Below are 12125 nucleotides of genomic sequence, written 5' to 3'. Positions count from 1 at the left end.
TATAGCCTCTGAGGGAGATAGATTAATTACCGTTCACTCTTAATTCCCCTGACTCGGAGACTACTGACTCCCGACTCCTCAATCTAATACCAATTCTCCAAAGTCTGACTACAGAAGTTTAATCCCCCTAAATCCCCCTTAAAAAGGGGAACTTAAAGGGGGATTTAAATTCGATGTGTAGTTTTCATTTAGAGAAATGGTATAACATCTGTGGGGAATTGAGAAATTGAGGATGAGATGTTAGTACAATCGGGGAATAGTAAAGGAAAAACCCCTATTTACCATGAGTCAAAATCCCAATTCTTCCTCGCGATCACTGCAGCCGCTGCCGGTTCCCTCCATCCCGATACCTCCCTCGGAGTTAATCAAGGGAACCAAACCAGAGATAAATCAAGAAATGAGCCAAAAGGTGGCGATGCAGTCCAAAAAAGTGCCTAATATGCCACAAAATAGTCAAATATCGCCACCACGTTCTCCCCAAAGTCGCGCTTCCAATCAACCCACCTTAGAGTATTTGGTTCGGATTGCCTTTGAGCGGGGTTATTCGGACGTTCACCTCGGGGTTGGAGAACAACCCCGGATGCGGGATCGTGGCGAAATGATTATTCTCGACTATCCTGAAATTGACATCAACACTTTTTATAGTTGGTTACGCGAAATCCTCGGTGAAGAAGAAATCCTTCGCTTTAAAAAAGACCTAGAATTTGACGGTGCGACTCAGTACCAATTCGCTAGAGCGCGGATTAATATCTTTGAAAGTCTGCGCGGTCCGGGGATGGTTTTGCGTCTGATTCCCATGAAAATCCCCACGATGGAACAATTGGGCCTACCGATAGTGTTTCGGGATGTGTGCGATGTGCAGAAGGGATTGATTTTAATCACCGGTCCGACGGGTTCAGGGAAATCCACCACCCTAGCAGCCATGATCGATTACATCAATAAAGAACACGCCAAACATATTATCACCATCGAAGACCCGCTCGAATTTGTCCATAAAAGTCGTCGCAGTTTGATCAAACAACGGGAAGTGGGAATACACACCCATGAGTTCGATAATGCCCTAAAAGCCTGTTTGCGGGAAGACCCAGATATTATTCTGGTGGGGGAGATGCGGGACAAAGCCACCGTTAATACTGCCCTGAAAGCTGCCCAAACCGGTCACTTAGTCCTGGGAACCCTGCACACCAACAGCGCTGTAAAAACCCTTGACCGGATTTTAACTCTTTATAGCGCCGAGGAACGGGAATCGACGCGGGTGGCGATCGCAGAATCCCTAGTTTGTATTATTTCCCAGGGTTTATGTCGTACCACCGACGGTAAACGGACGGCTTTTCACGATATTCTCGTCAACACAGAAACCGTCAAAGATTACATTTGCAGCGGCAAAAATGACGAAATTATCGAATTAATGAGAGACGGCGAATACCACGGCATGATTACCACTAATCAATCTCTGTTTAACCTCTATCAAGAGGGACGGATTAGCGATGAGGTCGCCCTGGAAATGTCCCCGGTTCCCAATGAAATGGCCATGATGCTGCGGGGTAGAATCTAGAAAAACCCTGAAGGAAATCCTTGAGGGATCAAGAGTTTAGTAGGCTAGAAAAATAGAAGCTCCTACTTATTCTCTAGGGGAACCCCTCAAGTGATCACTTCCACGATTGTGTTGCCCGATATTTTTAAAGGCATCGCCCTGTTTACCCCCGGGGGCGATCTAATTTACTGTATCGATCCTGATAAACAAACTCATTGGCATCTGAATCTCTGCGCTGCTCTCCAGTCCGCTTTAGGGTTGCCAGAACCCCCCCATTTTTTAGTTCCTAGTTTTACTGCTACCATCGATCGCTGGCGAGATCCCTACAGTCACCGTATTCATACTAGAGCCGAAGTCTATCCCCTTGTCCGTCGCTATCAGCCTTTATTAAATGCTATTTTCGCCACGGACGATCGAGCTTGGTTTACTGTACCCTGGCAGGAACAATCCTCTAATCCCACTATCTTAGAAACCTATCGTCAGCAGTTTCCCCAACTTTGGCAATCCCACGATCTGATTCTCCGTTATCAGGAGCGCCCCCCAACGACTTCGGGGATTAGTGCTGACTCTGACTATACCAATCCTAGTCCCAAGGGTTATGTTTTGCGGTTATTTGTCTCCGGTAATAATGCCAATACTAAACACACCCTAGAATCGATCCATCAGCTTCTAGAACGAGAATTACACCATCCCTATACCCTGAAAGTGATCGATATCTCTAAGCATCCAGAACAAGCGGAATCTAATCATGTCTCTGCTATTCCCACTTTAGTCCGGGTTTGGCCGCAACCGGTGAAACGCATCATCGGCGAATTTGAGGATTTACCGCGAGTATTACAGATTATCGCCACCGCTTAGGGTTTAAAGACTTCTGACTCGATTCCTCGCCACCATTCGCCCAATTTCATTAAGTCTTGCTGAATATCATCCAATTCTTGGATATATTCCTGTTGGGAAAGACTGGCGCGACGTTCTTGCAGTTTTTTGAGACGCAATTGCACCAACAGCCAAGGCTTGGAAATACCGTTAGTTTCTTCAATATAGCGAGCAATATCTTGACTATCCATAGTTTTTACTGTTATCATCCTATATTTTGTCAAATTAACCCAAGACTCCTTTTTTTAGTTGCAGAAGATTATGTTTGATTTTAGCCACTATTACCCCTACACCGAATTAGTTTCTTTCCTGAAAAACCTAGCTTCATCCTATCCTAATTTAATTAGCCTCACCTCGATCGGTAAAAGCTACGAAAATCGAGATATCTGGTTAACTACCCTAACAAATCAAGCCACAGGCCCCTATTTAGAAAAACCTGCCTATTGGATTGATGCTAACACCCACGCGGGGGAAGTAACAGGCTCTGCCGTCGCTCTCTACACTATCGCTCATCTTTTGCGCCAATACGGTCATAATTCCCAAATTACCAGACTTCTTGACCATTACACTGTCTATATTTTGCCGCGATTAGCCGTGGATGGAGCGGAAAAATATCTCACCACTCCCTATATGTTACGATCGAGTATTCGCCCCTATCCCCACACGGATGAGAAACCGGGGCTATATCCTGAAGATATTAACGGCGATGGTTTAATCCTACAAATGCGCCAAAAAGACACCTGTGGCGCTTGGAAAATTTCCGAACAAGATCCTCGCATTATGGTGCGTCGCGAACCGGAGGAATTTGAGGGAACTTTTTACACTTTGCTCACCGAAGGTTTAATCCGCGATTACGATGGCTATAATTTTACCACTGCCCCCACCCTAGAGGGACTGGATTTTAACCGCAATTATCCCGTTTATTGGGTTCCTGAAGGGGAACAAAAGGGGGCCGGAGATTTTCCCTTTTCGGAGCCAGAAACCCGTGCGGAAGCCGAATTTTGGGCAAATAACACCAATATTAATGGCTTCGTTACCTATCATACCTATTCAGCAGTCATGTTGCGTCCCTATAGCACCCATCCCGATGAATATTTCCCCGTGGAAGACTTAGAAATGTATAAATATATTGCCGATAAGGGAAAAGCAATGACTGGTTATGAATGCGTTTCTGTCTATCACGATTTTCGTTATCATCCCAAAGAAGTGACTAACGGTGCCATGGATGATTACGGTTACGATCACTTTGGTTGGTATGGTTTTACGGTGGAGTTATGGGATGCACCCACCCAAGCAGGAGTGAAAAAAGATGATTATATTCAATGGTTTCGCTGGCATCCTTTTGAAGATGAATTGAAATTACAGCATTGGAATGATGAGAATTTGGCGGGAAAGGGTTTTATTAATTGGCAAAGTTTTGATCATCCCCAATTGGGAGAGGTGGAAATTGGCGGTTGGGACTTTAAAAATGTCTGGCAAAATGCCCCAGAAAAGTATTTACCAGATTTATGTGAAAAACAATGTCAGTTTACTATTGCCCATGCTTTAATGTCACCTCTTTTAGCTATCTCTCGTCTTGATCTTAAGTCGGAGGGAAATGGTATTTATCATATGGTTTTACAGTTAGAAAATCAGGGATTTTTACCCACTTATACCAGTAAAAAGGCACTGGAAAGAAAGATCGTTCGTCCCATTCAAGTCAAGTTAAATTTGGCCGATGAGGTGAGTTTAATAGTGGGAAAATTAGAGCAGGAAATCGGTCACTTAGAAGGGCGATCAAATAAAGTATATAGTAGCCTCGCTCACGGTTTAGATTATCGCTGTACGGTGGAATGGGTAATTAAGGGAGTTTCTGGTCAAGAAATCGAGATTATCGCTATAGCTGAAAGAGCCGGAACAGTCAGACAAAAAGTGATTTTATAGAGCTATTTGGTTCGATAAAATTGTTAAATAAGTCTCGTGGGATTCCGTGGGTAAAACTCGCAATTTTTGGCTACGAAGATCCGGTTCTAATCCCAAAGCTTCTAAAGGAATTACTCCTAATAAATTGTTTTGACCTCCGGGTAATTCCAAACATTCAAAAGTCCCTTCTCGTCCCGCAATAATCAAGGTAGCATCGCGAAAAATTCTCGCTTTTCCTATCCCTTTAGCCGTAGCCACATCTACTTCTTTTAAAAGCTGTAAACCCAAGCGGGAGATTACTTCCGGCACCAGACAAACAGTAGTTGCTCCCGTATCCACCAAGACATTTTCTAGGGTAAGAGAGCGAATTTGTTCCGGCGCGATCATACCATCCTCTGCACGAATTTGATCGGCGCGATTGATAACTGTAATGCTGGTGTAGATTTTGCCCATATCTTCTGTAATAATTGCTGGATCAACCATAATACTACCCTCAATTCTACCCCTAAATTATACCAGAATAACTGCTAAAAAAATTGTCTAGTAATTTCAATTATTAATCCGGCCATCCGGCATAATTGCACCGCAGAAGTTAACTCCCATCAGATTAGCACTCATTAACTCGGCACCAGTTAGATTGGCATTACTTAAATCAGCACTGGTGAGATTTGCTCTAGCAAAGAAAGCATCGATTAAATCCGCTTCCCTAAGATTAACTCCTGAAAGATTAGCCTTTCTTAAGTCAGCATAATTCATTCTTGCCGCTTGAAAATTAGCTTGACTAAGATTAGCTCGATACGATCATTTTCTCAACATTTTTTATAGGCGGCAAACATTAATTTTTGCATTCTCTCCGCCTCTAGATGATTTTCTAGGCTATTAACCACCCGTCTTAAGGAATTATCTTCCTCGTTGTTGACAGCATTATTAACGGCGGTAAACCTAGGATTAACTGCTGGTTCTAATGGTGATAATTGGGTGTCATAGGCGGCAGCAATATCACTATATAATTTACTGATTTGCTCAATAATAACCGTGGCTACTCCCGCATAAACTTCAGGACGATTTAGGGTTTTAACTAATTTATAAACAGAAAAAGTTAATTGTTCCTTACTGGTTTTAATTTGCAGCAACTCCTCCAACAAGTCGGCTCTCCTAGGTTTGGTGGGTAAAATGTATTCTAAGATACATTTCTCAAGAGCGAGGGGGTGGAACGAACCACAAAGACACAAAGGACACAAAGATCGATCGATCATATTGTAAGTTAAACTGATCACACAGAACCTAGAAGAGCCACAAGTCTTCCATCGCCACACCGTCTAATACTAAATCCGTTGAGGATAGGTAACATATCAGGATAGGCAATAGGCAAAAGGCAAAAGTGGGGATAGATAATCAGAGTTTTTAATAACTGGATTTAGTCTAAAATATTAGGGTAATGATTCGGTAGTAGTGGCGTAGCTCTCTTGCTTACCTGGTATGAATTGTGTAAAATATTTATGAATAAAAATACTTGGAACCCGATCAGTCTTTAAACCTCTAGCTTGATCATGACTTTTCTGATAAATATCTTTTTCTGGCTTCTGTCTGGCTTACTGAAATATCAGTCTAGCACCGAACAAAATCCTCCCCCTAGTTCACCTCTATTCCCCTGTCCTAATTGTGGTTCTCATTATATGATTAAGAATGGTTCTATTCATAATGGAAAACCCAAACGTCAATGTAAAGAATGTGGTCGTCAGTTTGTGATCAATCCCACTAATAAAACCGTCTCTGACGAAACCAAACAATTAATTGATAAACTCTTGCTCGAACGAATTTCCTTGCGAGGAATTGCTAGAGTAACAGGGGTAAGTTGGTCATGGTTACAAAATTATGTCAACAATAAACTGGCGGCTGTCCCCGGTCAAATAAAGGTTTCGGACAAACCAAAAGGTAAATTGGTTATAGAATGTGATGAGATGTGGTCTTTTGTTTTTTCTAAGACGATAAAGGTTTATATTTGGCGGTTAATTGATAGAAATACAAGGGAAATTATTGGCTGCTATGCGCGGAGATAGGAGTCGTCAATCAGCCAAAAAACTTTGGGGCCAGTTTACCAGGCGTTTACCGACAATGTGCAGTTGCTTACACAGACTTTTGGGAGTCATATAAGACAGTAATTCCCAGTAAACGTCATCGACCAGTCGGGAAAGAAACTGGTCAAACTAATCCTATTGAAAGATTAAATAATACCTTTCGACAAAGGATTTCGGCCAATTCAAGTCTGAATTGCATCACTGTCTGATCTACCTTTATAGAATACCTCATTCGGGGTACGATAGTCAAGACATTTTCGAGGACGATTGTTAATCAAGTTTACGGCTCTTTCCACCTCCTCTGGCTTAACGATTTTAAAATTCGTTCCCTTGGGGAAAAATTGTCTTAACAGTCCATTGGTATGCTCGTTTAATCCCCTCTCCCACGAATGATAAGGAGTAGCAAAATAAAAATCTGCTCCTAGTTTCTGACTCAACTCTTGATGTCCACAAAATTCTTTGCCGTTGTCACAAGTAAAGGTTTTTCTTTTGTCAGGGTGAATCTCTTGAAAAAGTTTTTCTGTGACTCTATTGATTTCCGATGCGGTTTTGTTTTTGGCTAATCCTGCTACTAAAAATTTCGAGGCTTTATCTACATGAGTAACGAGAACTCCTAGATGATTGCGGCTCTTCGGGAATTGTTATGCAAATAATTAACTTAAAATAAAATTCGATGAGAGCAACTACGCTCAAAAGTAGCTGAAATTCATACAGGAAAGGACTTAAGGCACAAATAGGTTAATACCAAAAGATAGACAATCGAGTTAAGATTTGATATAATAGCCAAAAACGAGATTATTTTACTTATGATACTTGACAAATTTTTGAACCTACAAGGAACCTGTATTCAAGGCTATCGACACCTAGAAAATATCGGTATAGTTTTCCAAATCGAATCGAAAAATAAAAAAGCAGCCTGTCCTCGTTGTGGGTTAGAGAGCGATAAACTTCACCAAAATCATCGACATTTAGTCAAAGATTTACCGCTCTCAGGTCAACCAGTGTACCTACAAGTTAATCGTCGTCAATTTAAGTGCGGTAATTGTCAGAAACCCTTTAGCGAAGAGTTAGATTTTGTCGCCAAGAAACAAACCTATACGAAAAGACTAGCCGAGAATATACTCGAACAATTAAAAGAAGGAGATATTTTAAATGTTAGCCGAAGAAATGACGTAACGGAAGAAGAGATTCAAAGAATGATAGAGGACATAGCTGAAGAAATTACAGAGACAGACCTATCGAAATTAAAAAGACTAGGAATTGATGAAATCGCTCTAGTCAAAGGACAAAAAAATTACTGTGCGGTTTTAGTAAATTTAGATACGGGAAAACTAATAGCTATTCTAGAGAAGCGAACACAAGAAGAATTGAGGGAAACGCTTACAGGGTGGGGAAAAGAGGTGTTAGAGCAAATTGAAGAAGTCAGCATAGACCTTTGGTTGCCCTATAAAAATTTGGTGAAAGAATTGATGCCATCGGCCGAGGTAGTCGCCGATAGATTCCATGTAATGAAACAAATTAATCAAGAGTTAGACGAACAAAGAAAAGCAGAAAAAAGAGCCGTAGAAGCGCAGAGAAATAAAAAACAGAAAGCGGAAAAAGAAGCGAAGCTAGAAGTTTTAAAGCGAAGTAAATATAGCTTGTTAAAAAATGAAAAAGATTTAACGGAAACCCAAAAAATCAAACTAGAAGCTATCAAAGAAAATTTCCCAAATTTGAAAAAGATGCACGAGTTAAAGGAAGAATTTAGAAAGATTTATGAAACCTCAGAGAATCCGACAGAAGGACTGCTATCCATCTCGGACTGGTTGGCAAAATCCTCCAGTGTTTTTACCAAGAGTTGTCAAACAATCCGAAACTGGTTTGGAGAAATCATTAGTTATTTCGAGCGAAGGACAACTAATGGGGTGGTCGAGGGAATCAACAATAAACTTAAACTAATAAAACGGAGAGGCTATGGCTTTAGAAACTTTCGGAATTTTTGGGTTAGAAGTATGTTGTCTTGGCATCTTGTCTGTTGATTTAGCATAAAGGGTAACGAAGAGCCATGATTGCCTCCAATCATTGTGTCACTTTCCCAATGACCGATTTCAGTTTTCTGGTCAGCAATTACTGGTCGCTCGCTGATATCTACACGCCCTGGAATCCCTCCACGCTTACTTTTTGCTCCGCCTCGACTCTTTCTTTGACAAAGCCCCCGGCGTAAATATTTCTGGTACTCTCCACATCCGTGATAGTTCTGATAGATCATTTGATAGATGGTTTCGTGACTGAGAGATTCTTGACTGGCTCTTTTCAGACGACCTGCTATTTGTTCGGGACTATGATAATCTTTCAATCCTTCTTTGACCAACTCTAAGGCTGACTCGCTGACATTTTTAAAGGGTTGTTTGGCATTTTTTCGCCTTGTCTCGCTTTCAGCTTGTGCTGTGTCAGGTAGATAGCAGCCAAGAGAACTTTGATTCCTTTTTAATTCCCGTGATATTGTGCTTTGATGACATCCGAGCCAGACGGCCATTTGCCGTTGAGATAAATTTCCCTCCTGACTAAGTTGGTAGAGCAAGTTTCTTTGTTCTATGTTAAGATGTTGGTGGCTCATTTTGGGTCTGATTTGTTTTTGTTAATGATCAGACAGTACCTGATGAGCCTTTCTTTGTCAACTCGTGAGGTTGATGCGTTTCATTTTTGAATTGGCGTTCTCGCCTGGTGAGAGAGAGTCTATCTTTCTCTAAAAAAATGGAGAATCACGTTGGGGAACCCTTTGGTATTTTATCCATGACTACAATGCACAGCAAAGCAAAGGATTAAGCCGCCATCACTACTACCGAATCACCACCGGGTTTGAGAGGGTCACAAGCATTGTAGAATCGATCGTAATCTAGCTCTCTGTTTCCGCCCCAGTTCTCGCTCTGATTTTGATTCATAAATAACGCTTCTACAAAAATAGATTATCCGTATCATAGATCGACGCAACTTGATAGGGAACAAATATTTTTATTCTTGACGGAAATTTTATCCCCTAATTGCTAAAACGACTTTTTCTATTGCTTCTTTCATGACCTTCTCAAACAATCTTAACATTAGTTCTCTTGACAAACGCCTCATCATAGGATTGTTTTAATTTCACAGAACTACACAGCAGTGGAATTATTTCCCACCGATTATTTAAAGACTTTAAGGACTAAATCAGATAAATTGGGCTATTATCAAGCCCAGATGCCAGATAAATCAGTTTTAACTGCTTTATTTAGTTTTTTCTTCTTCAATCTCCCGCTGCATTTGGGCGATTTCTTCGGGAGTCATCGCTTCCAGACGTTTTTTAAAGACGGCATCTTCGTAATCCTTGCGCTGTTGGCCGTAGGTCATATTATCGGTGGCGACTCGAAACAGATAGGTAAAAATCCAACCGATGACACCACCCACCAACACCGCTTGACTCCAAATTCCCGCCGAAGCACTATCTAAACCGGTTTTTTGCAGGATAATGTAGAGGATGCCGCCCACAGCAAACATCCCTATACCGATCCCGATGACATCAATGCGTCTCATGGGTTTTTTTGGGTTGATAACTTAAGCTTTGAGGGTACGACGTTGGGGACGGAAGTTAAGGAAAGGACTTAACAACAGCATCCCGGGAAAGAAAAAGCTCATCAGAAAGTACATAAACCCTCTTTCCCAAGAAGATGCCACATACCAGCGCGTATTGAGGTAGTAGTAGATAACGGCGGGAATGACGAGCAAATACAAGACACTGAGAGATAGGTAGATCAGGGCGATGATAATGGTTTCTTGCGTCAGAATTGATTGCATAAGGATTGATTTTTATCAATGGCTGTCGGTGAACTGCAATTCACCTGCTGATTATTTTACCCTGTCTTTCCCCCTTTGCGGCGATCGAATTGGCGGACTAAAATAATTTACTGAAAATACTCTTGCCAATTAAATTATTTGTGATATGATAAAAAATTGTCGGTTAAATAACGGGGGCGTGGCGGAATGGTAGACGCTACGGACTTAAAATCCGTTGAGCCTTATAAGCTCGTGAGAGTTCGAGTCTCTCCGCCCCCATCGATCGAAGTCTATATTTAAACTGAGTATTGGGTATTTTAGTACAAATGCCCTACCCCCCAGGAAAAACTTTTTCAGCCAGCCCTATCTAAAATATCCAATAATTCTAGGGGATGGTGAATGAGATGATCGGGGTTAAATTGGGTGAGAATTTGAGGGGAATTAAAGCCCCAAGCGACGGCCACCACTTGCACTCGACTTTTTTGGGCAGCAGTAATATCTCTGGTTTCATCGCCGACATAAATCATTTCATCGGGACAGAATTTATTTTGTCGGATCAGGCGATCGATAATTTTGTGTTTGCCGAATAAAGGCGTTCCCGAACAGATAAAATCAAATAAATTTAAGAGTTGATTATTACCTAAAAATATGGTGACATTTTCTTTGGTATTAGAAGTGATTATTCCTAATCTATAGCCTCTTTCTTTAAGAGTAGCAAGGCAGGGATGCCAGCCATGAAAGGGTTTCAGGCAGTCAATTTGTTTATTTAATTCCCGTTTAACTCGATAGAGTAAAAAAGGGATTTTAACGGGAGAAACTTGGGATTGTTTAATAATTTCTTGGGAACTAAGGTTTTTTAGTCTGGCCAAATCTTCCTCATTGACGGGTTGATAACCAAAATTTTTAGCCAAACGATTGACAATCTCCACGAAAGTATCGTGGGTATCGGCGATAGTACCATCAAAATCGAACACTACTACTTTAATTGTCATCTTGTGGGGGGTGAGGGGAATGGGCTAAATTAGCTTGGGCATTACGTCGCCACTGCTGGGGTTTAATTCGACGTAGGGCTGACGAGATAAAACGACGATCCCACTCCTCTATAGTTAGATTAGCTAATTCCTCCAACTTTGGCGAGAGGTTTTCCGGACGAGGTTGAAAATCCTCCACGTCGGTAACTTGGGCAAAACGTTGATTCCAAGGACAGACATCTTGACAGATATCGCAGCCAGCGACCCAACCCTGTAAATTCTTGGCAATTTCTGTAGGCAAAGTTACAGCACGATTTTCGATGGTATGGTATGCAATACAGCGATTAGCATCCACCACAGAGGGACTAACTATTGCTTGGGTGGGACAAGCACTTAAACAACGGCTACAGGTGCCACAATGGGCGCTATGGGGTCGATCGGGTTCTAAAGGTAAATTAGTTAATATTTCCCCTAAAAAGACCCAACTGCCGTAATTACGGGTAATTAAGTTACCATTCTTGGCAATCCAGCCGATCCCTGCTCTTTGCGCCCAAACCTTATCCTGTACTGGTCCAGTGTCCACATAGTAACGGGTTTGAATTTGCTCCCCCTGACTTTCTAACCATTGACTGAGGGCTTTTAATTTTTTACTTAATACTTTGTGATAATCCCGTCCCCAAGCATAACGGGAAATTTTGCCATGGTTTTGTTCCTGACTGTGTTGCTGGGGGGTGTAGTAGTTAAGGGCGAGACAAATTAGCGATCGCACTTCCGGCCAAAGAGTTTTGATATCCTGTCGTTTCGGGTTAGTCATCCAATCCATATCAGCGTGATAACCCCGCTCTAACCAGCTTTTTAGATGGGATACCGCCAAGTCTTGACTATCCACAGAAGCAATACCGACCCCATGGAAACCTAACTCTAGCGCTTTTTCTTTGATCTGTGTTTCTGTCACCATAGAAATATCTTAAGTCA

Annotated in this window: 11 protein-coding genes, 1 tRNA gene and 4 pseudogenes; 6 read left to right on the top strand and 10 right to left on the bottom strand. The window is 41.7% G+C overall.

Annotation, left to right across the window (positions count from 1 at the left end; all coding sequences use genetic code 11):
* Positions 1-283 precede the first annotated feature (283 nt).
* Together ACQY1Y_RS12735 and ACQY1Y_RS12730 are read left to right on the top strand one after the other, a co-directional pair.
* Positions 284-1555, top strand: coding sequence for a type IV pilus twitching motility protein PilT (locus ACQY1Y_RS12735; protein WP_316576979.1), 1272 nt, complete (start codon positions 284-286; stop codon positions 1553-1555).
* 90 nt (positions 1556-1645) lie between these two features.
* Positions 1646-2392 carry a circadian clock KaiB family protein gene (locus tag ACQY1Y_RS12730; RefSeq protein WP_430012876.1) on the top strand — a complete coding sequence of 249 codons (747 nt, stop codon included), beginning with the start codon at positions 1646-1648 and terminating at the stop codon, positions 2390-2392.
* Here the strand turns inward: ACQY1Y_RS12730 and ACQY1Y_RS12725 are convergent.
* Entirely contained in the window at positions 2389-2601 is a 213-nt protein-coding gene (locus ACQY1Y_RS12725; RefSeq protein ID WP_002751038.1) for a hypothetical protein, read from the bottom strand. The two genes, ACQY1Y_RS12730 and ACQY1Y_RS12725, sit on opposite strands and share 4 nt — an antisense overlap.
* Positions 2602-2671: 70 nt before the next feature.
* On the opposite strand from ACQY1Y_RS12725, the gene ACQY1Y_RS12720 reads away from it, so the two are divergent.
* The gene (locus ACQY1Y_RS12720) at positions 2672-4333 is read left to right on the top strand and encodes a M14 family metallopeptidase (protein ID WP_430012875.1); all 1662 of its coding nucleotides are present in this window, start codon (positions 2672-2674) and stop codon (positions 4331-4333) included.
* Here the strand turns inward: ACQY1Y_RS12720 and ACQY1Y_RS12715 are convergent.
* The 3 genes and pseudogenes from ACQY1Y_RS12715 to ACQY1Y_RS12705 form a co-directional block, all read right to left on the bottom strand.
* The gene (locus ACQY1Y_RS12715) at positions 4328-4795 is read right to left on the bottom strand and encodes a retroviral-like aspartic protease family protein (RefSeq protein ID WP_430012874.1); all 468 of its coding nucleotides are present in this window, start codon (positions 4793-4795) and stop codon (positions 4328-4330) included. The genes ACQY1Y_RS12720 and ACQY1Y_RS12715 overlap by 6 nt on opposite strands.
* A 66-nt stretch (positions 4796-4861) precedes the next feature.
* Positions 4862-5107: pseudogene (locus ACQY1Y_RS12710) on the bottom strand (pentapeptide repeat-containing protein); the annotation flags it as partial.
* Between the two features lie 14 nt (positions 5108-5121).
* Complete coding sequence (locus tag ACQY1Y_RS12705) at positions 5122-5568, bottom strand: hypothetical protein (protein WP_430014718.1); 447 nt, start codon at positions 5566-5568, stop codon at positions 5122-5124.
* 420 nt (positions 5569-5988) lie between these two features.
* Between ACQY1Y_RS12705 and ACQY1Y_RS12700 the strand changes: the two are divergent.
* A pseudogene (locus ACQY1Y_RS12700) lies at positions 5989-6566 on the top strand (IS1 family transposase); the annotation flags it as partial.
* A 6-nt stretch (positions 6567-6572) separates the two neighbouring features.
* Here ACQY1Y_RS12700 and ACQY1Y_RS12695 read toward each other — a convergent pair.
* Positions 6573-7013, bottom strand: a pseudogene (locus tag ACQY1Y_RS12695) (IS30-like element ISMae39 family transposase); the annotation flags it as partial.
* A gap of 183 nt (positions 7014-7196) precedes the next feature.
* Here ACQY1Y_RS12695 and ACQY1Y_RS12690 point away from each other — a divergent pair.
* Entirely contained in the window at positions 7197-8411 is a 1215-nt protein-coding gene (locus tag ACQY1Y_RS12690) for an ISL3 family transposase (protein ID WP_430012873.1), read from the top strand.
* Between the two features lie 26 nt (positions 8412-8437).
* Here ACQY1Y_RS12690 and ACQY1Y_RS12685 read toward each other — a convergent pair.
* From ACQY1Y_RS12685 to ndhL, 3 genes and pseudogenes are all read right to left on the bottom strand, one after another.
* Positions 8438-8989: pseudogene (locus ACQY1Y_RS12685) on the bottom strand (IS30-like element ISMae39 family transposase); the annotation flags it as partial.
* 644 nt (positions 8990-9633) lie between these two features.
* Positions 9634-9939 (bottom strand): DUF3007 family protein, encoded by a 306-nt coding sequence (locus ACQY1Y_RS12680; RefSeq protein WP_002733819.1) that lies wholly within the window; start codon positions 9937-9939, stop codon positions 9634-9636.
* 21 nt (positions 9940-9960) lie between these two features.
* Positions 9961-10200 (bottom strand): NAD(P)H-quinone oxidoreductase subunit L, encoded by a 240-nt coding sequence (gene ndhL / locus ACQY1Y_RS12675; RefSeq protein WP_002732218.1) that lies wholly within the window; start codon positions 10198-10200, stop codon positions 9961-9963.
* 172 nt (positions 10201-10372) lie between these two features.
* On the opposite strand from ndhL, the gene ACQY1Y_RS12670 reads away from it, so the two are divergent.
* Positions 10373-10458, top strand: a tRNA-Leu gene (locus ACQY1Y_RS12670).
* 74 nt (positions 10459-10532) lie between these two features.
* On the opposite strand, the gene ACQY1Y_RS12665 is transcribed toward ACQY1Y_RS12670, so the two are convergent.
* Both ACQY1Y_RS12665 and queG read right to left on the bottom strand, forming a co-directional pair.
* Positions 10533-11171: an HAD-IA family hydrolase gene (locus tag ACQY1Y_RS12665; RefSeq protein WP_016516729.1), complete on the bottom strand. Its 639-nt coding sequence runs from the start codon at positions 11169-11171 to the stop codon at positions 10533-10535.
* A complete protein-coding gene (queG, locus tag ACQY1Y_RS12660; RefSeq protein ID WP_430012872.1) occupies positions 11161-12108 on the bottom strand; it encodes a tRNA epoxyqueuosine(34) reductase QueG in 948 nt (315 codons plus the stop codon). The genes ACQY1Y_RS12665 and queG overlap by 11 nt, the downstream gene beginning before the upstream one ends.
* Between the last annotated feature and the right edge of the window lie 17 nt (positions 12109-12125).

This window comes from Microcystis ichthyoblabe FBCC-A1114 (assembly GCF_050500245.1).
GTDB classification, from domain to species: Bacteria; Cyanobacteriota; Cyanobacteriia; order Cyanobacteriales; family Microcystaceae; genus Microcystis; species Microcystis ichthyoblabe_A.
The sequence above is the reverse complement of the archived record's forward strand: the minus strand, read 5'-3'. Positions and strand labels throughout refer to the sequence as shown.